Origin of the sequence: Hydrogenophaga sp. (assembly GCF_030373225.1) — a bacterium.
Taxonomy (GTDB): Bacteria; Pseudomonadota; Gammaproteobacteria; order Burkholderiales; family Burkholderiaceae_C; genus Hydrogenophaga.
The window spans coordinates 32,398-56,425 of record NZ_JAUCZG010000022.1 but is presented as its reverse complement, the minus strand read 5'-3'; the positions used below and the strand labels follow the sequence as shown (position 1 = coordinate 56,425).

Below are 24,028 nucleotides of genomic sequence, written 5' to 3'. Positions count from 1 at the left end.
TGCAGAACACAGACCACCACATGAACCTCATCCTCGACACCCTGCGCAGCTGGTCCGAACAGGGCTGGCTGCGGCGCCTGGACAGCGCCACGGCCGATTTTCTGAACGACCACGATCCCGGGGCCGAGCCCGCCGCCCTGGTGGCTGCGGCGATGTTGGCCCACATGGAAGGGCGAGGGCATGTCTGCCTGTCGCTGGCCCACCTCGTTCAGGCGCCACAACGCCTGCTGGCCTGGCCTGAAAAAGCACAGGCGTCGCTCCAAGCCCTGTGGGCTGGTTTGCCCGCGTTGACCAGCGGGTGGGTGGCTGCGCTGGCAGGCAGCGCTGCCGTGCGCGAGGTGGCCAGCGGCGCCGCCGACACGGGTCAACCGTTTGTGCTGGGCGGCACGCCTGAGGTGCCCCTGCTGTACCTGCGCCGTTACTGGGTGTACGAACAACAGGTGGCGCAAGCGGTTGCGTCGCGGGCCGCCATGCACCACACGGTCGACCCGGTTGCGACGCGGGCCTGGCTCGATCGACTCTTTCCGCCTCAGCAGGAAGCGCTGGAGCAGCAGCGTCGCGAGCGTGGGGAGGTTCACTGGCAGAAGGTCGCCTGCGCGCTGGCGCTTCGCAGCGGCCTGACGGTCATCACCGGCGGGCCTGGCACCGGCAAGACCTACACCGCCGCCCGTTTGCTCGCCCTGTTGCTGGTCACCAGCCCCGACCCTACACAGCTGCGGGTGGGGCTGGCTGCGCCCACGGGCAAGGCGGCCGCCCGCCTGCGGCAGTCGATTGACCAGTCCTTGAGCAGCCTGCAGGCTGGTCTGGGCGCAGCGGTGGATCTCCAGACACTCACCGAACGCATGGGCAAGGCCAGCACGGTGCACTCGCTGCTGGGTGTTCACATGGGCAGCCGCCAGTTCAAGCACAACGCGCGCAACCCGCTCGACCTCGATGTGCTCATCGTGGATGAAACCTCGATGATCCATCTGGAGATGATGGCCGCCTTGCTGCAGGCCATGCCGGCGCGGGGCCGGCTGATCTTGTTGGGTGACAAGGATCAGCTGGCGTCGGTCGAGGCGGGCTCGGTGCTCGGCGACCTTTGCACGCACGCACACGACCCGCGTTACAGCCTGGAGACCGGCGCCTATGTGCGTGAGACCGCCGGCGAGACCCTGCCAGGTTCGGTCATCCAGGGCAGCCCGCTCAACCAACAAACGGTGATGCTGCGCCAGAGCCACCGCTTTGGCTCGGCCATCGGCGCACTTGCGCTGGCGGTGAACGCTGGCCTGGCCCATGATGAACCCATCGACACCACCGAAGGCCCGCGCCCCGGTGCGTACCGTTTGCTCGAGCAAGGCACCCGGGAGGCGTTGGCGACGCAAGAGCCCGGTGCGCCGGAAGGCACCGGGACCCCGACCGCATCGCGTTGCGGCGAGGTGTACCTGGCCACCGCACCGGTGTCCCCGACGGTGCTGACAGAGTTGGCGCTGCGCGGCAGGCCATGGGCGCGGTCCTGTTACGCCGACTACATCCGTGAGATCCACGCCGGCCCGGTCGCCGGGGCCACGCCCCATGACCCCGACGAAGCGGCGAACGCGCATGCCCAGTGGGTGAGGCGGGTGTTGCAGGCGTTTGACCGGTTCCGGATCCTCTGTGCCGTGCACGATGGTGACTGGGGTGACCGCGCCATCAACGAACAGGTTCAGCGCGCGCTGGCCGCCCAAGGCCTCTTGCAACCCCAAGGGGAGTGGTATCTGGGGCGCCCCATCATGGTCACCCGCAACGACAAGGCCCTGGGCGTCTTCAACGGCGACGTTGGTGTGGTGCTGCCGCCTGCGGGCGGTGGGGGTGGATTGAGGGCGTTTTTCCTGGACGGTGAGCAACTGCGATCAGTGTCGGTGAGTCGACTCGCGGACGTGGAGACGGCGTTTGCCATGACCATCCACAAAAGCCAGGGCTCGGAATTTGCGCACACCGTGGTGGTGCTGCCCGCGAGCGCAAGTGATCTGCTCACTCGCGAGTTGGTCTACACCGGCATCACGCGGGCCCGAGAGAGCCTGTCGCTGATCGAGCCCATCACAGGCCTGTTGGGGGTGGCTATCGGTCAACAGGTTCAGCGGGCGAGTGGGCTGAGCTTTCCTGCATGAGGGCTGTTCCCTGCGGTTCGGTCATGCGCGGAGGCCATCTGGGCGATTTTTGGGCACCAAAGCCGTGCCTACCTATAGCGCCGTGTTGGAAGTTAGTGGACAACATCCTGTTACTCTAGTGCTCTGAAATCGTTCAGTATTAATGCCCACCTACAACGCCGAAATCTCAGCCGGATCTCTGCTCCCGTTAGAAAGCAAGCGCATCGCCGCGCTGCTGCTGAACGCCCCTGATGAACCAGGTTGGCGCAATGCCATAGAGGTTGAAACCTTCTGCAGAAGAAGACCCCCGCCACAGCGAGGCGCATGGCCACGCTGATCCGAAAGAGGCTTTCCACTCTGGACGACGAAGCCTTGGGCATGCTCGTACAGCGGGAGCAGGAGGTGGCGATTCAGTTGCTTCTCGCTGCTGCGGTCAAGCACAGCCAGCTCCTGGGTGACTTTCTGCTCAACGTCTATGCGGCCCACCAGCGCCGGCTGGACCTGCAGCTTGCACCAATGGACTGGGAAGACTTCCTGGTCGAATGCGCCCATCGCGATCCCGCTGTGGCGACCTGGTCCGAGTCCACTCGCGCGAAACTGTTTCAGGTCATCGTCCGCATCTTGGTGGAAGCCAAATACCTTGACGGTGCCCGGTCCATGAAGCTGACTCCCCGTTCACTGCACCCCGATGTCCGGCGCTACTTGCGCGAGCGACACGACACCCATGTCCTTGCCTGTCTGGAGCGCGCGAAATGACGTTAAGCCTCGAAGAACGCCTGAACCAGATCCTGCCCCGCGTTACTTCCCGTGACTTCCTCGAAAGCAACGGACTGGGTAACGAAATCGGCTTCTGGATCTTCGACTATCCGCCGGATCGTGAGTTGGACGTTCGTGACTTCGTTTCAGGCACGATTCTGCCAGCGTTGGCCAAGCAGGCGCCCCCTTTGCGAACCGGGGCGGTGAATCTGCTGAGCCTGGTGACCGATCTGCTCGAGGAGCGCAATTTGCTCGACAAGGCCATTGAAATGCAGGCGGGTAAGGGCGACGACAGTACGCTGGCTGCTCTGCGCTCCGTGCTGAAAGAAGACAAGCTCGCTCAAAAAATTGCCGCGCAGTTTGAGGTATCCAGCCTGGACTTGCTGATCATCACGGGGGTGGGTGCTGTCTACCCCATGCTGCGAACACACACGTTGCTCTCCGCTCTGCATCCGATCATGGGCAAGACACCGCTGCTGATGTTTTTCCCGGGCCGGTACGACGGGCACTCACTTCGCCTGTTCAATACTTTGGCGGAAGACCACTACTACCGTGCCTTTCGGTTGGTGCCGGAAACCTCCTGATTCGCCCGTCAGCAACTTCAATCAGAGCACTCAGGGACAACCAACAACATGAACATCAGTCAGCTGTTTCTCAAACCGATCAACCGCCCCATCAACGGCGTCATCAAGGCCGATCAGATGGACGCTGCCAGCGTCTGGCAGGAACTCGAAGAGTACGTTGTCACCAAGCAGATCAGCGACTACCTGCGCCGGTTTTTTGACGCCTACCTCGCTGCGATCGACCAACCCCACGACCCCGCCATCACCGACCGTATGGGTGTCTGGGTCTCTGGCTTTTTCGGCTCGGGCAAGTCCCACTTCATCAAGATCCTCTCCTATCTGCTGGAGAACCTGGAAGCCTTCAACCCCGAGACTGGCGAAAAGCGGCGCGCGGCCCAGTTCTTTGATCATCAGAAGATCAAAGACGCGATGCTGCTCGCCGACATCCACCGCGCGGTGCAGGGTACGGCCGATGTGATCCTGTTCAACATCGATGCCAAAGCCGACAGCAAATCCGAACGCGACGCCATCCTGCAGGTCTTCATGCGCGTGTTCAACGAGAAGCTCGGCTTCTCAGGGGACTCACCCCACATTGCCGATATGGAGCGCCACCTGGTCGCCAAGGGCGTGTTTGAAGTGTTTAAGACCGCCTTCTTGGCATCAAACGGCAAGCCCTGGGATCAAGAACGCGACGCGGTCGATTTCTTGCGGGACGATATCGTCACCGCCCTGGCCAAATCCTTGGGAATGACGCCCGAATCCGCCGGCAAATGGTTCGATACCGCCCGCGATGACTACCGCATCAACATCGAGGGCTTCGCCAAGGTCGTCAACGACTACCTCGCCACACGTCCAACGGGCCACAAGGTGATCTTCTTGGTGGATGAGGTGGGTCAGTTCATTGGCGCCAACTCCCAGCTCATGCTCAGCCTGCAGACCATCACTGAGCAGTTGGGCACGCAGTGCAGGGGCAGGGCGTGGGTCATCGTCACCAGCCAGGAAGACATCGATGCTGCCATCGGTGGCGCCAACAAGTCCAAGGGGCAGGACTTCTCGAAGATTCAAGGCCGCTTTCACACCCGCCTGTCGCTGGCCAGCAGCAACACAGACGAAGTCATCGGCGAACGTCTGCTTGCCAAAACCGAGGCGGCTCATGTTGCCTTGCGCGATGCCTTCGCCGCCAAAGGCGACGTCATCAACAACCAGCTCGGGTTCGCTGGCAACTCGGTCACCCTGCGCGGCTACAAAGACGCGGTCGAATTTGTCGCCTGTTATCCCTTTGCCCCATACCAGTTCACGCTGCTGCAAAAGATCTTTGAGTCGATCCGCAAGGTCGGCGCCACGGGCAAGCACCTGTCGCGGGGCGAGCGTTCCTTGCTCGACGCCTTCCAGTCCGCCGCAGTGCGCAACGCCGATCGCAGCATTGACACGCTGGTGCCGCTCTACGACTTCTACCCCTCCATCGAGAGCTTCATCGACGGCGTGGCCAAGCGCTCCATCGACGAAGCCCCGCTGAATCCAGCCCTGCAGGAGTACGACAGTCTGCTGCTCAAGGCGATGTTCCTCATCCGGTACATCCCCGACATCGTCAAGCCCGACATTTACAACCTGGCCACGCTTTGCATCGACCAGATCGACGCCGACAAGATTGAACTCAAGCGCAAGATCCAGGAGAGCCTTGCGCGGCTGGAGCAGCAGCGCCTGGTCAGTCGCAATGGGGATGTCTGGTTTTTCCTCACCAACGAGGAGCGCGACGTGGCTCGCGAAATCGGTCATGTTGATGTCTCCGCGGCGGAAAAATCTCGTTTGCTCGCTGAACTGGTGTTCGACTAAATCCTTGGAAGCCAGACCAAGGTTCGCCATCGCGAGACCAAGGCCGACTATGAATTCAACCGCATCCTCGACGGCGCACCCTACCGCCAGGCCAGCCATGCCCTGAGCTTTGAGGTGCTGACCCCGTTGGGTGACGACTACGAGCGGCTGCAAGCCGCCAAGTGCATCCTGCGCAGCAGCGAAGGGATGGGGCGCGCCATCGTTCGTCTTGCTGAGGGTGACCGACTCGATGTCGAGCTCGCCACCTACGTGCAGATCGAAAAGTACATTCTCAGCCCCAAGGCCGACCAGGCCAGCCCCACCCTCAAGCGCATCCTCGCCGACCGCAAAGACGAGAACCGAGAGCGCCGTCAGCGTCTCGTTCACCAGCTCTCCGAGATGGTCGGGGAGGGAGACTTCTTCGCTCTGGGTCAGCCGGTGCAGATCAAAGCCAGCAGCCCCAGCACCGTGCTGGACGAGTTGCTCAACTACCTCATCACCAACACCTACAGCAAGCTCCCGTACCTGAAGGTGCGCCAGGCCGACCCCATCGCCGAGATACGGGCCGTGTTGAGCGCCGACGATGTGCTCAAACCTGGGCTTGGGCTGGACGGTGAAGCTGGCAACGCGCTGGCCATCAACGAGATACGTGAATATCTCGGCCTTGCGGCTGGACAGACCCGCGTGTTGCTGTCCGACGTGGTTGACCGTTTCGCCGGCATTCCCTGGGGCTGGAAGCCTGAGTGGGAAACCGTGTTGCTGATCGCCCGCCTGTTCAAGGCGGGTGAAATCAAGCTCATGATGGAAGGCGACGACCTGCAGCCCTTGAGCGCCATGGAGCCGCTCACCAAGTCCGCGCGGTTCAAGCAGGTTTCCATCCTCAAGCGCAAAACAGCTGACGCCACCGCGATCAAGCGCGCGCGCGATCTGTACAAAGAGTTGTTCAGCAAGTTGGGCCGTGATGAAGAAGACGGCTTGGTCGCCGACTTCCGCGAGCGCTTGGGCGAATGGCAGTCCGACCTCAAGAGTTATGTCCACACTGCGGGCACGGCGCACCACCCCGGCAAGGCCGACATCGAGTCTGCGTTGGCCCGTATCGGCAAGCAGCTTGCCACTGGCGACAGCTTCGCATTCATCGAATCATTACTCGCGAGTAAAGACGACTGGCTCGACACCGCCGAAGACATCCACGACCTGGTCAACTTTTACAAGACCCAGATCACCGCCTGGCGCAAGCTGCTCGAAGGTTTGCGTGCCTTTGCCGACAACCGTGAAGCGCTCAACAAGCTGCCGCCTGCTGCGTCCGCGCTCACCGAACTCGCCCAGATCCGCGACAACCCCAAGCCCTACGGCCTGGTCAACCGCATTGAGCCATTGCTCGCCACGGTCACTGCCGCGAACGAGCAGCTGGCCCAGGAAAAGCGCGAAAGGGCTTTGCTGTCCATCGACAGCAAGATCGCCGAGGTGCAGACCAAGCTCGACGCCGCAGGCGCCACACCCGAGGTCAGCAACAAAGCGCTTAAGCCATTGCAAGACCTCAAGACTCGCGTCTCCAGTCAGGTCAGCATCGCCCAGATCCTTTACCTTCAGGGGCAAGGAGGCGAACTCATGGACGAGGCCATTGCGCTCGTTGAAGCGGCGTCAAAGCCGGCTACTGCTGTGGCGGTGCCCGGCGCCATCATCCAGTCACTCGCGACAGGTTCACCCAACGTGGCCAATGTCGTGACCAAGCCCACCCGCGTGGTACGCGCGGCAGACTTGGCCACCAAGACCTACCTGGAAACCGAGGCCGATGTGGACGTCTACTTGGCCAACCTCAAGACCGAACTGCTCGATGTCATTCGCGCCGGGCAAAAAGCGCGGGTGCAGTAGCAGCGACACACTGGTCCATTAATGTTTCCCGTTCGGGGCATTTTTGTCGCAGCGACTCTGATGCTGGTGAATATTTACCTATCGGTAAATTTTTCTTGCATCTGGGCGCAGGGCTCTTCATAATTTCCCGAACAGGAAATTTGCATGAACATCCGTATCGACACCCCTGAGTCCCTGGGTCAAGCCATGCGCAGCGCTCGCAAGCAGCTGAACTTGACCCAGCCGCAGCTCGCGCTGGCGGCCGGCGTCGGTGTGCGTTTCATCGTGGATCTTGAAGCCGGCAAACCCACCTTGCGGCTTGAAAACATCCTGCGCGTGCTGCACGCCCTGGGCGGTGAACTTCAGGTTGGTGGCCTGCCCATCTCGGGCGAGGGGGCCTGACATGGCCCGACAGCTCGGCGTCTGGCTTTTTGGCAACTCCATCGGAACGCTCATGCAGACTGACGGCCGCCTCGCCTTCAGCTACCTCCCCGAATGGCTGACCAACGAACACGCAACGCCGCTTTCTCAGTCACTGCCACTGCAGGCAGAAACCTTTGACGACCGGGCTACGCGCCCCTTCTTTGCCGGCCTCTTGCCCGAGGGGGATAAGCGCCGCCTGGTGGCCCAGGCCCTGGGTGTATCCCGCCAGAACGACTTTGCCCTGCTCGACGGCATCGGCGGCGAATGCGCCGGCGCCGTCACCCTGCTGGAACCCGGGCAATCGCCCAGCGATGCCGCCCCGGCCGATACCGTGCGCTGGCTGGACGACTCAGACCTGCTCAAGCTGCTCGCAGAAATGCCCCGCCGCCCCATGCTCGCGGGCGACGGCGACTTGCGCCTTTCGCTCGCAGGGGCACAAGACAAGCTGCCCGTGGTTGTTGCGGGCGAACGCATCGGCCTGCCCCTGTTTGGCTCCCCCAGTACCCACATCCTCAAACCCGCCATCGAAGGGGTTGAAGGCAGCGTCTTCAACGAAGGCTTCTGCATGGCGCTCGCCCGGGCCATGGGGCTCGATTCAGCCCCCACCGAAATCCGCCGGGTGCAAGGGCAGCCCTACCTGCTGGTGCAGCGTTACGACCGCTTGCCCGCCACGCATGCATCCGCCAGCTCCACCCAGCGCCTGCACCAGGAAGACTTCTGCCAGGCCTTGGGCGTGCCGCCCGAACTGAAGTACCAGAGCGAAGGTGGTCCCGACCTCGCCCAGGCCTTTGCCCTGGTGCGCAGCGCCACGCGCCCCAACGCACCGCAGATTCTCAAGTTACTGAGCTTTGTGCTGTTCAACGTCCTCATCGGCAACCACGACGCCCACGCCAAGAACTTCTCGCTGCTCTACACGCCACGCGGCGCTGTGCTCGCGCCCCTTTACGACGCGCTGTCCACCGCTGTCTACCCAGAGCTCACCGACAAGATGGCGATGAAGATCGGCAGCAAGTACCGTTTTGCCGAGCTGCACGCCCGCCACTGGGAGCAGTTTGCCGCCAGCACCGGCCTGTCTCCTGCGCAGGTCAAAAAGGAGCTCAAACGAGTTGCCGAGAGACTGGGCGCAGAAGCGCGGCAGTACCACGAACAGTTTGCTGTAGCAGGTCACACACATCCGGTACTCAACCAGATTTGCGAACTGATCGAATACCGCTGTGCCACCACCCTGCGCCGGCTCGCCATGTCCCCAGCGCAAGCCGAGGACGAAACCGACACCCAAGACGAAGACGGCTCCTCGCCATAACCCAGCGGCCAACTCTTCTCCACCCCATCCTCTTTTCCGCCGCCCCAGCCCTAGCCCCTCACGCAGGGCGCGCTACACCTGCCTCAACATGAACAAGTCCAAGCTCAAGTCCTACGCCCCGCAAGCCCGCAAAGACTTCATCGCCGCCGTTTCTGCCCGCGCCCATCAGCTGGGGTTGGACGAGGAGTACGGTCAACTGAAGGTTGCGCCTGCCCAGACGCAAGGCGACGTGACTGTTATCGCGGGCCAGGCATGGCAGGCCAAAGTCGACGCGCAGCGCCAGCAGCTCATCGCCCGCATGCAGCGGGAGGGCTTTACCCAGACCGTCGAAGCCGTGGCCTACACCTGGTTCAACCGCTTCGCCGCCCTGCGCTACATGGAGCTGCACGACTATTTGGGCCATGGTCACCGAGCCCTCTCCAGCAGGGAGGGCGGTCTGCCCGAGATCCTTGCGCACGCCAGCGAGCTTGCCCAGGCGGGCGAACTGCCCGGCCTCAAGGCCAGTCAGGTCAACGAACTCAAGCTCGCCGGCAACCGCGACGGCGAGCTCTACCGCCTGCTGCTCATCGCCCAGTGCAACGCCCTGCACCAGGCCATGCCTTTCCTGTTCGAGCACATCGACGACGAAACCGAGCTGCTGCTGCCCGACAACCTGCTGCTCAGCGACTCGGTCATCGCCAAACTCGTGGCCGAGATCCCAGAAGAAGACTGGGCCGAGGTCGAGATCATCGGCTGGCTCTAAGCGCGCAAGGTCGGTGCGGGGACGTCGGGCAGCAGGGTGGGGTAGGCGATGGACTGCGCCGCCGGCGTGACGGCATCGCCGAAGCCGATGTCGATCTGCAGGGAAAGGCGGGCGCCGTCGAGCGCAGCGCGCAGATCGATGCGCACGCCGCCGTAACCAGCATCCTTGCGGATAGGGCTGCCCGCGACCGACGTGGGATCGAAGACGACGCCGTCGTCCGCTGCAATGCAGGCAATCGATCGGAAGAAGTCGACCAGCGTGGGAACGTCGTCAGGGCCGAAACCCAGCAGATCGGCATCGCGTGTCGGCCGGTGCGGCTGGCCGTACCAGAGTTGGAACAGCAGTGCACCCTTGAGTAGGAAGTTCGGTGCGTGCTCGGAGATGGACAGTCGGTAGAGCAGGCGTTCCAGCCCCTACCGGGTCAAGGTCAGGTTGAAGTCCTGCTTCGACGTGTCGGTGTGCTGCTTGAGCCTGGCGCGGATCGACGCGGCGCGGTTGGCGGTCATGCCGTGATGGCCTCGATGTAGGGGCGAATGACATTGGCCACGCGCCCGCGCGCGGCGTGTCGCCAGAGGTCGTCCAGCGTGAACTTGCGCTGGCTCCAGCCATCGCGCAGTGCTTCGAGCGCCACGTCCAGCCCGATCTTGTTGCGGAACCGGAAACAGTCGACGATGGTCCGGGCCGCGGTGAAGACCGCCACGTCGACACCGTCGATCTTCAGGCGATCGACGCCCTCGGCGAGGGTTTCGTCCGACATCCGCACGACCCGGATCGCGGGCTGGTCGAGCCGAGGGCTCACCATGTGTGGCGGGATGGCGATCCAGACCTCGTGGGGGGCCTGTGTTCCGATCTCGTGGAACCGCAAGGCCGACAGCAGGCAGACCACGCCCTTGGGCACACGCGCCGAGACTTCTGCCAGCGAGCGGTACTCGCTCATCTCGGTGTCGAGCAGGCTGTAGAGGCCGCGCGCCACGCGTTCGAGCTTGCCGGCTTGCACCAAGCGCGTCAGGGCGATGGTTGGCAGGCCGTGCTGAGTCACGTCGCGCGCGCGCAAGAGCTTGTGCTCGCGTGCGAGCCGCAGCACCTGCTGTTCCTGGGTGGATGAGGTCTCGACGGCGGTAGCGTTCATGGCGGCATTTTGTTGCGAAATAACTGTTAACGTCAATGATTACAGTAATAACGCAACATGCCTGCTCGCGATCTGGTGGGTCCTGCTTGTTCAAGGGACGTCTTCCAGTCGGGGCTCGACGCTGCCGATCAGGTCGTCGAGCTGGTGCTCGGCGGCCTTCCGGTTCTGCTGGTTGATGCGCTGCTGGCCAACGGCCACGCCCTCCCGCACTTCCTCACCGACAGGCAGCCCATGAAAAAACGCGCGCCCGACGGGTTGGTTCGCCATGTCGTCGGCCCCGTTCGACGAACCCGGGCGAGGCCATGGTGCATGTTGCAGCGGCGGCCAAGTCGGCCACTGCGTTGGCGGTGCCCGGCCCCACTTTCCATCCATCCACTGAGGCCCCCACACACAACCCCGCTGTCCCAGTCGTTACCGCAGCAAGCAGAACCGTTTGGCGACCGGGCCACGCTTCCCTTCTCTGCTTTGCTCTTGCTGCTGGCTGGACAACGCAGACCTGGTTAAGCCGCTGGCGAACATGCCCCGACGCCGCATGCCCGCGGGCGATGGCGACTTGCGCCTCTCACCGGCAGGCGGCATCGGCAGGCGGCACGGCGCGGCGCGGTCATAAACATCGCCGGCGACGACGACGGCGTCGACTTATTCGGAGCGCGCCAGGTCGACGAACTGGTCGAGCAGGTGGGCTTGGTCATGCAGCAGCGAGGTGCCGTGTAAGTAGCGACCGAGGTGCCAGTCGGCGGTGTGAAGGAATCTCATCGTTCGTCCAGCCGTTCACGCACCGGTGCACCGCCTAAGCGGCTCCAGGCGTGGAAGGAGGGGCACCCAGAATTCTCCTGAACTTACCCAACAGCTCAAACAGCGCTTCGAGGTTGTCCGGGTCGAAGGTCGGCTTGGTGAGCTCGGGCTTGCCGTTTGCCCGCACTCGCTGAGTGTGCTCGAAGTCTCTGAAGCGACCCTCGCCCTTGATCAGAGTGTTCTTCGGCGGCCCAACGCGAAATTCCGCTCCCAACTCCTGCTCAATTCGAACAAGGCCTTCACGTGCCTTCGCATTTCTCGTCGCGGGTGTGTTGGCAACTGAAACGCCGGGCCGGCAAGCCTTGGAAAAGGTGACCATGAAGTCGATTCCCTCGATGTGCACCATGACACCCAGGCACCCGTTGCTCGCTCCGGGATCGAATGGCCGGTCAGGTGTCCCCGCTTCGAAGTTGCGCCAGACGAAGCCGCGAGCCGACAGCTGATCACGGATTCGATCCAGGAGTTCGTACGCACCGGCAGCCTGCAGTGCCTCTATTTTTTTGTCTCTGAAACCCCCGTCGTTCGTCCGCACCCGTGCCGGAATATCAATGCCGGCCAGCACGCTGCTGTCACCAAAGCGCCTCACGAATTCCGCGCCATGTCCGCGCACGGAATTGGTCAGGCTGTGCTCGTAGTCGTAGCTGAAGTTGATCAACACCGATTCGACCGCATGGGCTTGCTGCTCATCGTCGAAGCGCGCCACGACCATCGCCTTGGGTTCGGCGCCACAGTCCAGAATCTCCCGGATCTTGCGGTGCTTGGCAGACTCCAGGGCGGTGCCCCTCGCGATCAACATCCTGACTTCAGTCGTGTGATTGAAGGCTCGCTCTCCTTTGCCCTTTCCAACATAGAAAACCGTTTCGTCGCGAGGATCGGTCAGGACGTAGACGTAGTAGGGCAGCAGGGGTATGAACTCATGTGCGTCTGTGTGGGAGCAGGTCTGGTCTGGCATCGTGCAGGTTCGGTGTGGGGGTGGTTCTGAAGACCGGCACCGATCTCAAACGATCGATGCTTCGGCGTGGGAGTCGCTCAAGCAGGTGTCGCAGCGCCATGGACGGGAACCAGGCCCGTGGGTGCAGTCGACCTCTCCTTCAAATCAGGGAAGCCTCCAGTGTGCCGACAGTCGGCGACAAAAGCTGTCATCGCGTCACTTGCTCACCGGCATAGTGCGTCCACATGCCACCGATCCGTTTGGTGGCTTCGGCGCGAACGTCTGCGGGCGCGAGTGCTTCGATCCATGGGCCCATGCTCAGCAGGAACGGCATCAGCAGGATCGTGTTCGGCACGGTGGCCGTCACGGTGTGCCAGGGCTCGCTCGCCGCGGGCGAGGCGATGGCTTGGTCGTTCGACAGCGGCCGCTCCCTGAAGTGGTAGATCGCCTCGGGCGCCACGCGCAGCTTGAGCTGAACCGGCGTCGCCTGGGCGTCGAGCACATGGCTGAACTGGTGCGAGTCGACGATGTGCTGCTGGAGGTCGAACTCGGGCCTGTGCTGAGCCGGCTGGAAGTGCAAGTCGGCATTGAGCATGCGTTGCAGCGCGTAGTGTCGCGGCGCGTCGCTGAGTTCCTTGATGGCAACCAGATAGATCGCACCATCCTTGGCCACCAGCCCGAGCGGACTGACGAGCTTGATCGAAGTCTCGCCGGAAGCACCGCGGTAGTTGAAGCCGAGCTGGCGGTTCTTCCCAATGGCGTCGATACAGGCTCGAAGCACACCGGGCTCGATGCACGCGGGCAGCCGGCCGATGCCGTCGGGGGCGATGCGCAGGCGATCGCGGATCCGTTTTGTCTCGGGCGATGCGGCGACGACGAGCTCGGCCATGTCGGCCAGCTTGTCGCCGTTGGATTTGTCCTCGGACCCGAATGCCCGCCCGTAGACGTCCCGGCTCAGCTGCAGGTCCAGCGCAGCCTCCTCGGTCATGAACCAGTTGGCTACTTGCGAGGCCTTCAAGTAGTAGGACCGGTCCGTCCCCCGCTGGACCACCGCCACCAGCGCAGGCCCGTCGCTGCTGTCCTGAGACAAGTCGCTCATGTAGCGCTGGATGCTCCGCAGCGTCACGGCCGTGCCGCTCATGTTGCCCCAGCGAAGCGAGATCTCTGCCGTGGTCAGCGCGTTTTCGGGCCTGGTGTTCAGCAGGCGCAGCATGCGCACGCCAGTCGTCAGCTTCATCGATGTGTCCTTATCCGATAACAGGATGTTTGGATTGTCCGGGCCTGCTGCGACCGTTCATGTCGCAAGCCACCCCAGGTCGCCCATCTGTGTCTCGGTTCGTCCACAAGCGCGCCGTCCTTTCGCTGACTTGAGCCTCTGCCCTGGACTGCCATTGCAACTTCGACGGTGGGTCTGCGACGTGGCGCTTGAACTGGCCAGACGATCAAGCCTCGCCGAAACCCTGCCTATTCGCCCGTCTTGCCCTGCGCCGGCTTGCGCCGGAGGTAGCTGGGCTGCTGGGCTGCATCGTCGCCGGCCGAGAAAGCGATCGGCTCTTCCTTGGCAGCAAGCCGGCTGCGCAGCTTGCTCGACGAGTACATGGATTCCTTCATCATCCGCTCACGCAAACGGCTGTCGGCAATGGTCTTCATGGCGTCCAGCATGGCGCCCACCCATGCGTGACCAGCGAACTGGCCGCTGGCCGTCTCAAGCAGGCGGTCGACAGCGACCCAGTCGCCCTCTGCGGCGGCCGCGTGCATCTGGGTCAGCGCGCCAGCGGCAGCTAGTTCCACCGACCTCCGCGTGACGAGTTCGTCGTCGGCAAGCAGGTCGAATGCGGCCTGGTTCAGCACCGGCAGCGCCAGTGCCGCGAACTCGCGTTGCACGGCCTCGCCATCCAGGCTGAGGCCTTGCACCGAGATGCGCAGCAGCGGGAGCAGGTCGCCAACCGCGGGCAGCGTCGTGTCCGGGACGGTCAGCCGCAGCACCGCCCAGGCCTCGGCACCCCAGGCCAGGTCGGGCAGGCGCCACGCGCCCTCAGCCCGGGGCAGGTCGTTCACTATCTGGACCCCGACCCCATCCGGTGCCGTGGCCGTGACGCGCAAGTCCCGCAGGCACAGATTGCCGAGCAGTTCCAGTTCCTGCTGGAAAGGCTCCATCAGGTCGTCGGCTGTGTCGCCGTAGTAGTGGTTGCCGCCGCCCGCGCGGGCCATGGCAACCATCAGGTCCTCGTTGAAGACGTCGCCCAGGCCGTAGGTGCTCGTCGTGATGCCCCGGAACGCCCAGACGGCACACTGCGATGCGATGGTGGGCATGTCGGTCTCCCCCTCGTTGGCCTGGCCATCCGAGAGCAGGATCACACGCTTGAGCCCGGTGCCCGGCGCGTCGGCGAGCGTGTCGACGCCTTCGCGCCAGCCGCCGAACAGGTTGGTGTTGCCGCCTGCGTGTATGCCGGCGATGACCCCGCGCACGGCCGACGCGTCGCGCAGCGGGATAGCCGGCCACAGGCGCTGTACGCGCTTGTCGAACTGGACGAGCGACACCGTGTCACGGGGCCGCAGTGTGGAGATCACGTAGTCGGCGCAACGCCGGGCCTCGGCGATCGGGCGGCCCTGCATCGAGCCGGAGCGGTCGATCACCAGGGCAACGGCTTGGGGCGGACGCTCGCCGGTCTGGCCCGGCGGCGCATCGGGTGCCTGCACTCTGAGCAGAACCTCAACCGTGTTGTCGCCTGTGGCGCGCAGGCCGGCACGGCGCGGGGTGAGCGTCACGGCAGTGGAATGCGAGAGGTGTTCGTTCATGAGAGATTCCGTGTCAGATGGATCGGGTGAACCATCGGTGTGCGAAGCTGAAAATCGTGGCCAGAGGCGGCCTCAGCCGGTACTCGGGTGCCCCATGTGGGGCCCGAGCTGTTCCGAAGCTCGACGCAGTCACGATGCGGGTTGGCCGGGTGATCTCCTGTCTGTGGTTGGGGGTGTCGCAACACAGGGTGCGACCACGCGGTCTGTGGATTTGGCCAGGGTCTGGTGCCAGAACCTGTCGCCGGCACGGGGGGTGGTGATGAACACGCGACGACCCGCCGCGCGATGGCCACTTCCCTGGCCACCAACTGCGTGCCCACCAGAACGCGGGGTTCCGCAGGCATCCGGGCCGAGCGCCGCGTGCCCGCGCTGACCCTCGGAGATGACCAGGCGGCCGATGAGGCGCAGCACCGTTGGCAAGAGGTCAGCGCCTGTGCTGATGCCAGTCCGCGTGGCGCGCTGAGCCGACTGGACCGCCAAGCATTGCCTTGAAACCGAGGCCGATGTGGTCGCCTGCCTGGCGCAGCGCCCGCAAGTTGAATCTGACCCAGCCCCAACTCGCCCTGGCCGCCGGCGTCGGTGTTCGCTTCATCGTGGACCTCGAAGCCGGCAAGCCCACCTTGCGGCTGGAGAACATCCTGCGCGTGCTGCACGCCCTGGGCGGCGAACTGCAGGTGGGTGGCCTGCCTACCCCGGGCAGGGGTGTATGACATGGCCCGACAGCTTGGCGTCTGGCTGTTCGGCAACCCCATTGACACGCTCATGCAGACCGGCGGCCGCATCGCCTTCAGCTACTTGCCCGAGTGGCACAAGATGGCGATGAAGATCGGCAACCAGTACCGCTTTGCCGTGTTGCACGCCCGGCACTGGGAACCGTTTGCTGCCAGCGCTGGCCTGTCGCCTGCCCAGGTGAAGAAGGAACTCAAGCGCGTCGCCGAGCGGCTGACCCCCGAAGCCCGCTGTGCTACCACCCTGCGCCGCCTCGCCATGTCCCCAGCGCAAGGCGAGGCTGAAGCCGACACCCCGGAGTGAGCGTGGCCCTGGTCTTGAAGGGGCCGGAAATCGGGTAATGCGTCACTTCATGGCCGCTGCAAAGCGACACAGCCTGTCGCATCTCCTGTCAAGATTTCTGCAGTCGCAATGGATGACCGGCAGCGGATTCGAGTCGGACCGCTGCAGCCCCCTTGAGACAAAAATTGTCGTCTTCATCCGGCATCCTTTGAGCATCGCGGCGCAGGCAAGCGCCGCTTCATGAACGTCACATTCGGGCCGACGTTGGCGCACGCTCGAACTGCAGGAGAAGGTATGACCCAACTGGAGATGCAAGAGATGCCACTGGTTCGACTCGGTGTCAGCAAGCGATTGGTCGCCGCTTTGTTGGAGACGCCGCTGGGTCTGGGGCAAACCATCTCGTCCAGGGATGGAGAGATTTTTCTGGATGTGTTCATGCCGCTCACGCAGGAGCTCGTGCACTGGATCCAGTGCATGGGGACCGACGTCGAGGTGATCCATCCGCCGGGGCTGCGCGAGCTGATTCGCGAGGAGCTCGCACAAACCCTGCACCTGTACCGATTGGTCTAGTGCCGAAACAGAACCGACCCCAGGAAAAACTCGTATGCCGCTGAGCAAATTTCAAATCGAGCTGTTGAAGAAAATTCCACGGGAGCCGGCCAGGTTCATCAGCATGAACAAGATGGCCGAGATGCTCCACGACAACTGGGGAGCGTCCCACTCCGCAGAAAGCAAGCGCCGGAAGATCAGCAACAATTTGAAGAAAATTGAAGAGACTTACCCCAACTGCCTGGATTGGGACAAGACCAGCAGGGAGCACCGGTTTCGAATGAAGGAGACCGCTCCGCTGCTCCTGAAACCCCTGAGCCAAGAGCAATTGATGGCGTTTGGTCTGTTGAGCAAATTCGGCACAGACCTGCTGACGCACGAAGCACACCGTGCGCTGTCTCCCTTTTTTGATGCCGCACAAGACGCTGTGGTCGACATGGCGCGTGAAGCCGGGCTGGGTGTTCGGGTGTCCGAGGATCTCGGGCGCAAGTGGCTCGGAAAAATTGCCGTGCTCCCCGCGGTCTTGCCGTTCTGTCCACCCGCGGTGGACGAAGAGATCAAACAAACCGTGCACAAGGCGGTGCTCATGGAGCACTGCCTGCGGCTGAGGATCGTGCACTCGCCCTCCCGCGAAGAGGAGGAATGTGAGGTCAGCCCGCTGGCTCTGGTTCAGCAGGGCGTGCGCACCTACCTGATTGCCCGCCGCACCGGTACCAACCGGGTCGACCGGATCTTGATGGCGCGCATCCTCCAGGCCACTTCGTCGTTTGAAACGGCGCAGGCACCCGCGAACTGGAGCCTGGGCGAGTTTCTGAAGCAGGGCATCGGACACCCGGTGTTTCCCAAAGACATCTACGGCAAGCTGGAACACATTGAACTGCGCATCAATGCCGGCTCGCAGTGGCTCAAGGAGACGCCCCTGGCGCCCGATCCGGTGATTGAAGAACACGCCGACGGCAGTTTCACCATGAAGGTGGAGATGCCCATCACGGAAGAGCTGGTCCATTGGCTGCTCAGCATGGCCTTCCATGTTCGGGTCGTGCAACCCGGCTTTCTGGTCACGCGCATGGCAGACGACTTGTCGAAGTCGGCGGCCATGTACCGGCAAGCCGTCGCAGGCTGAGAGGCCTGCAACACACCGCATCCGCCAGCCGCACCTCTGCAGGCCCCAAGGCCCCAAGGCCCCAAGGTCGCCTGCCGGCGCATGTTTCACGTCAGACATCACAGGAATCGGCATGTATTCAGAAGATCGGCTGGACGAGGCCAAGCCCGTTTCTCAGTCGGGTATATCCATTGAGGAATACGCTCACAAGCTGGGTGCGCCCCAGCTGGAGCGAGCACTTCGCAAGGCTGCAGTTGAAGAGGCCGAACTGCTGGGCGATGACGCCCCGTCATTGACGCTGCAGGTCGATGACGTTGTTTATGAAGACAGCACGCAGGAACCCGTTTCCCACGATCCCGGGTACATCCGCTGGCTGCGCACTGTCTGCCTTCGGGTACTGGTGTTGACGCCGGCGCTGGGGCAACTCAATGGGCTCTTCGGGTTCAACCTGGTGAATCTGACGAGGTTTCTGGGTCTGACCAACCTGGAGGCATTTGTGCGCGTCCACACATTGGGAGAAGTCCACCAGGCCCTGGAAGAGGTGCTGGACATGTGGGAAAGCGAACATGGGGTGGAGCCGCAGTTTCCGGCTTCGCTGAACCACAACCTCGACAGCGTGTGCGCGCTGGTTGGTTTGACCAGCGTCGAACGCGACATCCTTGGGTTGGCCATCCTGGTCCACGTCGAGCCGGCCATGGATGCGGTTGTCGGTGTGCTCGGCGAGGGTCTTTACGGCTACGCAGCACCGCGGGTGTTGGCGCCCATGCTGCGGGTCAAGAGCGGGGAGGTGGTGCGGGCGCTCAGCCGGGAGTCCAAGCTCTACACAACCGGCTTGCTGTCGATCGACATGACGGGGCGTTTCTCGTTGCGCCATCTCATGGATTTGCTGACCAGTTCGTTTGCCGCCCAAATGTTGATCCGCCATGACGACATCCGCCGGCTCGTGGAGGGTTTTGTGCAACCCGTGATGGGTGCGACCCTCACGCCCGATGATTTTCGACACATCGCCACAGACAGGCAAATTTGCAGTGCGCTGCTCTCAAGGGCGATGGAAGACCGGACCCCCGGCATCAACATCCTGCTGCATGGGAAACCCGGCACCGGCAAGACCGAATTCGTTCGCATGCTGGCGGCCGGGTTGAATGTTCAGTTGATGGAGATCAGTCCGCACAACCTCGCAGGCCACCCAGTGACGCCCCTGCGTCGCGTTCGCAGTTTCCTCATTGCCCAGGATTTTTTCTGCAACCAGCCCACGCTGCTGTTGTTTGATGAATGTGCAGAGGTGCTGCAACAGGGACCGGGGGCCACGGGTGAAGAGGACGAAGCCAAGGTGCCTCGCAAGTCCTGGATCAACCGCATGCTGGAGCGCAACGTGATTCCCACCGTGTGGGTCACGAATTCCATTGCGGGCTACGACGAGGCTTACCTGCGCCGCTTCAGCGTCTGCCTGGAGATGCCGGCACCCAGCGAAGAGCACCGCCTCGCGATGCTGGAGCGTGCGTTTTCGGATGTGATCGGTCCCGCTGCGCGTCTGAAGATCTCCAAAAGCCGGGACATCTCACCAGCGCTGATTGAATCCACCGCCCATGTGGTCAAAACATTCGCCGTCCACCAAACGCAGCTCGAGCGTGAGTCCGTGGCCATCCACCTGATCAACAGCCGGCTCAAGATGCAAGGCAAGGCCCCGCTGAGTTTGCAGTCGCAGGGCGGTTTTGGACCAGACGATTTCCAGCCGCAGTGGATCAACGCCGATGCCGACCTGGAGGGTCTGCGCTGCGGTTTGCAAGACGGTGGCAGCGGTCGCTTGTGTCTGTACGGGCCCCCGGGGACCGGCAAGACGGCGATTGGCCACTGGCTGGCGCACACGCTGGGCCTGGAGCACACGGTGATCAAAGCCTCGACCTTGATCAGTCCGTTTCCGGGTGAGACCGAGCGCAACATTGCGCAAGCGTTCAGCGCGGCGCGCCAGCACGGCGCCCTGTTGCAACTGGACGAGGTGGACTCCTTCCTGCAGGAGCGCCAGAAGGCCTTTCACCAGTGGGAGGTCACGCAGGTCAATGAAATGCTGACCCAGATGGAGAGCTTTGAGGGCATCTTCATCGCTTCAACCAACTTGTTCGAACACCTGGACGAAGCTTCCCTGCGGCGTTTCGACATGGCCATCAAGGTGGACTTCATGAAGCCGGCAGCGGCCTGGGCGATGTTTCTCAAGACCTGCGAAAAACTCGGTATCGGCGAGATCGAAGCGCCGTTGCAGGCGAGGGTGGGGCGCATGCGCTGCCTCACCCCCGGCGACTTCGAACAACTGCGCCGGCGCTCCAAGCTGCAGCCTGTGGGGTCGGCCGCGGCATTGGCGCTCAGTCTTGAAGCCGCCGTCGGGTTGAAGAAAGGGGCGTCCAAGGGTGTGATGGGGTTTTCGAACAACACCTGAACAGGCTTTTGGTTCACTCCCATGACGCTCCCTCATTCCAAGGCCCTCTCTCAAGGTGGACGCCAGCTCGACGCCGATTCCCTGAAGCTTCTGGGGGATGGTCGGCAGGTGTTGATCAACCCGGACATGAGCCAGCTGCGCCAGGCGCTGTCCAAGGTGCAGGCTCGAACCCGCAAACACCTGCTTTCGATAGACGAGGCCTCTGCGGTCTATCGTCGCGTGGCCCAAGAGGGTGAAAGCAGCGCCTGCGCGGGTTTGAAAGACCGCCCCGCTTACTTCGGCTACGGCGTCAGCTCCACCGTGATCCAGGTCGCTCGTTTGTCGGATTCCATGATTGGATGCTTCATTGAGCGACAGCAGGTGCTGCCAGGCACCAAGGGGGTGCCCCCGGTGTCTGCAGACCCCTATGAGAACCCGCAGGCATGGCTCAAACAGGTGGTCACCGCTTTCTGGATGCGGCTTGACGACGCGCAGATTGCCTCGATCGAACGCCACGCACTTTCGGTGGCCATGGAACTGGGTGCCCGCGAATCCCGAAACCGATCCCATGCGGGCGGCGAACACCGGGCGGGCCTCAAGCGCAAGCTGCAGTTGCAGGCGCTCTTCAAACACACCGAGCCGCTGTACGTGTCGGAGCTGGCGGACACCCTGCAGCGCATTGAACATGAGCTCCGGGCGTCGAATGAATCCCACATCACCTGGCGCGCGTTCCAGCTTCGCTGGCCTTCCATTGCGGCGCGGTACAAGCGCGATCTTCTGATGGCATTTCGCCAGGGTGTTGCGCAGCGTGATGGTCTGGTCTTGATGTGCACCGGCACCAGCAAGTACAGCCTGGCCTTCAGCCTGTGGTCGGAAGTGCAGACCGTTTTCTCCGGCCCGCAAATCGTGTTCCAGGTGTGCAGTCCAAGGCTTGTGTGGTCTGGCGACACCCCGAACGACGACACCACTGCCTTGAGAGAGAGCCTGCGCGATCTCGCCGAAGACTCGGGGCATCCCGTGACCCAGGAAACCGTGGGCTGGTTTCGTGTGCATGTCGACGATCTGCATCGGCTGGTGTTCATCGACGAGGTTCAGTCGGATGTCATGGAGCACCTGTTCGCTTGCCGCGCGCTGGGCGATGTCACAGCCAGACAATGGGCCCAGGAACTTGCAGATTGGCAGCTCAACGGCTTCAGCACGATCCGGCAATGGGCATCGGTCATCGGTTACCAAGTTGCCATGCACAGCCACGAATCGTCGGCCAAGATAGAAGGCAAATCAAGAAGTGCACGCAAGTGGAACATTTATTACGAAGTCCTGATTCGCCATTTCAGCTTGACCCTCGAAGAATTCTCTGGATATCCCGCGCCCATTTTTGTGGAAAAAGTGAGCACCCTCGTTGCTCCCTTTGCAGCCCAGTGCGTTCGGTATGAATGAACCTGCGGTGCTTCTCCCTCTCGGCGATACCGTGACGCCCAATGCGCTTGAGCATGCCCAACGCTTGCTGTTCTACCGATAGCGACTGTTCCAGGCTGCTTCGATGGCACGCATGCCCGGATGGATCGTGCCGTAGCTGACCAGTTTCACGTCCAACCTCAAAGATTCAGTCGCGGCCAGCCCCCTGCTGATCGCGTTGTCGATCCAGTTGTCAGGATTGCCAAAAGCGCCTCCGCCCAGCCGTGTCAGCAGAACTGTCGGTTGAATTCTTGGGTCGGGCTGCTCTGCCGCTGCGAGCAACGTGGCCTCGTAAGCCGCCTCCAGCACCAGCCGGGCGAATGGTTCCCACGCCGCTGGCGCGATGCCGCTGTAAGCGATCGGGAGCGCAGAGCAGTAGACCTGCGTCACCGTGGGTGGTTCAGCGCGGTGCACATCGGTCACGGCCACATGTCGGTGCACGCCGACTGCGAGCTGCCCGCGCAGGTCATCCAGTTCTTGTTCATCGGCCTGCTGCAAGTGACGGCCGATCGCTGCGAGGCCGTCTGCTGCGCAGAGTGCATAGCCATTGCGCATGGTCCACAATGACTCCACTGGCCGACTCAGGCGGTCGGCGAGCGCCATGCCAAGAGGCGCCAGTGTGTTGATCTGGCGGTGCTCGGTCTGGCCCGGAGCACCGTCCACCGGTACAAAGTAGTTGCGGTAAATCGTGCCCGCGCCGGCAGCGATCGCGCAAGCTGGGCCTTGGGTGTTGTCGTCAACGTAGCGAGTGACGCCGTGCTCCGGGGTGATGCCGGGTCCCACCATCTCCAGAAGGTTGAACTGTGACGCGACTTGAAAGCTTGCCCCGGCAAACTCCGGCCGTGCATGCAACGCGCGAGCGTCTCCGGCCAGGCACCGGACCGATGTGCGGTGCTGCTCATGCTGAGGCCAGACCCGACGCGCGCGCAGCGCCTGCAGCGTCATGAGCTCCAATTGCCCGATGCGGTGCCGGCTGCCGTTGACCTTGGACACCAGAAACTGCCCGTCCACAGACAAATTTGCCTGCGTGCTGGCGTAGTTGCCCTCGGCGAAACCTGTGATGCGTTCAAACCAGTCCATCAGTTCTCCATATTTGTCGATGCGCCAGCCCGCTGCCGCACCCGGGGTGACGCGCCATAGCCATAGCTGTCACCAGCCCGAGCCAGCAAGCGGAACACCTGGCCATCGTCATTGGCGGTGGTGCGGCCCAGCAACCCATCAATCCACCGCGAGGGCAGGGCCGACGCGCCATGCAGGGCGCCAACCGCAGCACCGACTATGGCGGCACAGGTGTCGTTGTCTCGCGTGTTGTTGACAGCTTGCAGGATGGCCTCTTTGGGATCGTGGCCATGTCGCGACAGCACATACAAAACCGACGGCACGGTCTCCAGCAGGTAGGCGCCCGAGTGCCAGATGCCACAAGCCTCTGCCACGTCCATGTCTCGATCCAGGGCAGGCCCAACGTATTGGTCCACCATGTCTGCCATCGTTCCGATGAACATCGGCGGGTGTTGGGCGCGAGGTGTGAACGTGCCATCTGCGCGCCCGGCCGTGAGGGGTTCGCTGGTGGCCAGCCAGGTGTCGATCCACCAGTGCCTGGAGGGCAGCGCCTGCATGCCCAGCAAGCGCCACAGCATCTGAACCAAGGCCACACAACTGGCGTTTGAAAGCAGATCATCGTGGGTCAAGTGCGCAGCGAGCAAGGTGTCGGCCCACAAGTTTTGACTGGGCGAGCGCAGATGGGGAAGAAGGACGGGAGCAATGCGCATGAGGGCACCGTTTCCTGCGGACGCCACGCCGCACTCGGACCATGGACGACCGGATGTCCGGTTGCTGCGAAACTGCCCAACCGTGCGCCCCATGCCGTAGATCTGCCGGCTGCAAAAGATCTCACCCAAGCGCGAGGGGTCGAGTCCTCCGTCAACGAGCATCTGCTCCAGCGTCCAAAAGGCCATTTGCGTATCGTCGGACGCCAAACCCACATTGCAGTTGTCGGCATGGCGATTCTGGAGGTAACCTGAAACCCATCCCCCAGGAACACTCAGCTTGCGTTGAGCGGGTGACAGAGACTCGGATGTGTTGCCCAGCGCGTCACCAATGGCAAGCCCGAGCAGCATGCCCTCGACCTTGTCCGCCAGTTCGATGCCGCAGGGCAGCGGCTGGGGAGGGGAGTCCAAAAGCTGGTCCCAATGCAGCCTCAACCGACCAGACCTGGCCATCGACCGCGCCTGCTCCCAAGAATTGCCTGTTGTCATGTGGTTCATTCGATCTGCGGGCTTCGCATCACTG

22 protein-coding genes are annotated in these 24,028 nt (G+C 62.9%); 14 read left to right on the top strand and 8 right to left on the bottom strand.

Annotated features, from left to right (window positions below; translation table 11 throughout):
* The first annotated feature begins 20 nt into the window (after window positions 1-20).
* The 8 genes from QUV35_RS13140 to QUV35_RS13105 all read left to right on the top strand — a co-directional run bounded on the left by QUV35_RS13140 (window position 21) and on the right by QUV35_RS13105 (window position 9,558).
* Window positions 21-2,129: an AAA family ATPase gene (locus QUV35_RS13140; protein ID WP_300874704.1), complete on the top strand. Its 2,109-nt coding sequence runs from the start codon at window positions 21-23 to the stop codon at window positions 2,127-2,129.
* Window positions 2,130-2,432: 303 nt separating this feature from the next.
* Window positions 2,433-2,864, top strand: a complete 432-nt coding sequence (locus QUV35_RS13135; protein ID WP_300874700.1) for a DUF1819 family protein — start codon at window positions 2,433-2,435, stop codon at window positions 2,862-2,864.
* Complete coding sequence (locus QUV35_RS13130) at window positions 2,861-3,448, top strand: DUF1788 domain-containing protein (RefSeq protein ID WP_300874698.1); 588 nt, start codon at window positions 2,861-2,863, stop codon at window positions 3,446-3,448. The genes QUV35_RS13135 and QUV35_RS13130 overlap by 4 nt, the downstream gene beginning before the upstream one ends.
* 48 nt (window positions 3,449-3,496) lie before the next feature.
* Window positions 3,497-5,260 carry a BREX system P-loop protein BrxC gene (gene brxC / locus QUV35_RS13125; protein ID WP_300874695.1) on the top strand — a complete coding sequence of 588 codons (1,764 nt, stop codon included), beginning with the start codon at window positions 3,497-3,499 and terminating at the stop codon, window positions 5,258-5,260.
* Between the two features lie 114 nt (window positions 5,261-5,374).
* On the top strand, window positions 5,375-7,111 hold the full coding sequence (locus QUV35_RS13120; RefSeq protein ID WP_300874692.1) for a hypothetical protein: 1,737 nt from the start codon (window positions 5,375-5,377) through the stop codon (window positions 7,109-7,111).
* A 144-nt stretch (window positions 7,112-7,255) separates the two neighbouring features.
* A complete protein-coding gene (locus QUV35_RS13115; RefSeq protein ID WP_300874689.1) occupies window positions 7,256-7,492 on the top strand; it encodes a helix-turn-helix transcriptional regulator in 237 nt (78 codons plus the stop codon).
* Window position 7,493: 1 nt separating this feature from the next.
* A complete protein-coding gene (locus tag QUV35_RS13110) occupies window positions 7,494-8,816 on the top strand; it encodes a type II toxin-antitoxin system HipA family toxin (protein ID WP_300874686.1) in 1,323 nt (440 codons plus the stop codon).
* An 88-nt stretch (window positions 8,817-8,904) separates the two neighbouring features.
* Window positions 8,905-9,558 (top strand): hypothetical protein, encoded by a 654-nt coding sequence (locus QUV35_RS13105; protein ID WP_300874683.1) that lies wholly within the window; start codon window positions 8,905-8,907, stop codon window positions 9,556-9,558.
* Here the strand turns inward: QUV35_RS13105 and QUV35_RS13100 are convergent.
* The 6 genes from QUV35_RS13100 to QUV35_RS13075 all read right to left on the bottom strand — a co-directional run bounded on the left by QUV35_RS13100 (window position 9,555) and on the right by QUV35_RS13075 (window position 15,212).
* Window positions 9,555-9,959 carry a nucleotidyl transferase AbiEii/AbiGii toxin family protein gene (locus QUV35_RS13100; RefSeq protein WP_300874714.1) on the bottom strand — a complete coding sequence of 135 codons (405 nt, stop codon included), beginning with the start codon at window positions 9,957-9,959 and terminating at the stop codon, window positions 9,555-9,557. The two genes, QUV35_RS13105 and QUV35_RS13100, sit on opposite strands and share 4 nt — an antisense overlap.
* A 101-nt stretch (window positions 9,960-10,060) precedes the next feature.
* Window positions 10,061-10,687, bottom strand: a complete 627-nt coding sequence (locus tag QUV35_RS13095) for a type IV toxin-antitoxin system AbiEi family antitoxin domain-containing protein (RefSeq protein WP_300874680.1) — start codon at window positions 10,685-10,687, stop codon at window positions 10,061-10,063.
* A 90-nt stretch (window positions 10,688-10,777) separates the two neighbouring features.
* A complete protein-coding gene (locus QUV35_RS13090) occupies window positions 10,778-10,954 on the bottom strand; it encodes a hypothetical protein (RefSeq protein ID WP_300874677.1) in 177 nt (58 codons plus the stop codon).
* A 523-nt stretch (window positions 10,955-11,477) separates the two neighbouring features.
* Window positions 11,478-12,434: a GIY-YIG nuclease family protein gene (locus tag QUV35_RS13085; protein ID WP_300874672.1), complete on the bottom strand. Its 957-nt coding sequence runs from the start codon at window positions 12,432-12,434 to the stop codon at window positions 11,478-11,480.
* A gap of 187 nt (window positions 12,435-12,621) precedes the next feature.
* A complete protein-coding gene (locus tag QUV35_RS13080; RefSeq protein ID WP_300874669.1) occupies window positions 12,622-13,650 on the bottom strand; it encodes a WYL domain-containing protein in 1,029 nt (342 codons plus the stop codon).
* 227 nt (window positions 13,651-13,877) lie between these two features.
* Window positions 13,878-15,212, bottom strand: coding sequence for a VWA domain-containing protein (locus QUV35_RS13075; protein WP_300874667.1), 1,335 nt, complete (start codon window positions 15,210-15,212; stop codon window positions 13,878-13,880).
* Window positions 15,213-15,715: 503 nt separating this feature from the next.
* Between QUV35_RS13075 and QUV35_RS13070 the strand changes: the two genes are divergently transcribed.
* The 6 genes from QUV35_RS13070 to QUV35_RS13045 all read left to right on the top strand — a co-directional run bounded on the left by QUV35_RS13070 (window position 15,716) and on the right by QUV35_RS13045 (window position 21,721).
* Window positions 15,716-15,922 carry a helix-turn-helix domain-containing protein gene (locus QUV35_RS13070; RefSeq protein ID WP_300874664.1) on the top strand — a complete coding sequence of 69 codons (207 nt, stop codon included), beginning with the start codon at window positions 15,716-15,718 and terminating at the stop codon, window positions 15,920-15,922.
* Window position 15,923: 1 nt separating this feature from the next.
* On the top strand, window positions 15,924-16,244 hold the full coding sequence (locus tag QUV35_RS13065) for a hypothetical protein (protein WP_300874662.1): 321 nt from the start codon (window positions 15,924-15,926) through the stop codon (window positions 16,242-16,244).
* Between the two features lie 273 nt (window positions 16,245-16,517).
* Window positions 16,518-16,793: a WYL domain-containing protein gene (locus QUV35_RS13060; protein ID WP_300874660.1), complete on the top strand. Its 276-nt coding sequence runs from the start codon at window positions 16,518-16,520 to the stop codon at window positions 16,791-16,793.
* A gap of 103 nt (window positions 16,794-16,896) precedes the next feature.
* Entirely contained in the window at window positions 16,897-17,895 is a 999-nt protein-coding gene (locus tag QUV35_RS13055) for a WYL domain-containing protein (protein WP_300874657.1), read from the top strand.
* 112 nt (window positions 17,896-18,007) lie between these two features.
* Entirely contained in the window at window positions 18,008-20,305 is a 2,298-nt protein-coding gene (locus tag QUV35_RS13050) for an ATP-binding protein (protein ID WP_300874654.1), read from the top strand.
* A gap of 21 nt (window positions 20,306-20,326) precedes the next feature.
* Complete coding sequence (locus tag QUV35_RS13045; protein ID WP_300874652.1) at window positions 20,327-21,721, top strand: hypothetical protein; 1,395 nt, start codon at window positions 20,327-20,329, stop codon at window positions 21,719-21,721.
* A gap of 72 nt (window positions 21,722-21,793) precedes the next feature.
* Here QUV35_RS13045 and QUV35_RS13040 read toward each other — a convergent pair whose 3' ends face one another.
* Together QUV35_RS13040 and QUV35_RS13035 are read right to left on the bottom strand one after the other, a co-directional pair.
* Window positions 21,794-22,819 carry a hypothetical protein gene (locus QUV35_RS13040; RefSeq protein ID WP_300874649.1) on the bottom strand — a complete coding sequence of 342 codons (1,026 nt, stop codon included), beginning with the start codon at window positions 22,817-22,819 and terminating at the stop codon, window positions 21,794-21,796.
* Window positions 22,819-24,003 (bottom strand): ADP-ribosylglycohydrolase family protein, encoded by a 1,185-nt coding sequence (locus tag QUV35_RS13035; protein ID WP_300874646.1) that lies wholly within the window; start codon window positions 24,001-24,003, stop codon window positions 22,819-22,821. Before QUV35_RS13035 ends, QUV35_RS13040 begins: the two co-directional genes overlap by 1 nt.
* Window positions 24,004-24,028 lie beyond the last annotated feature (25 nt).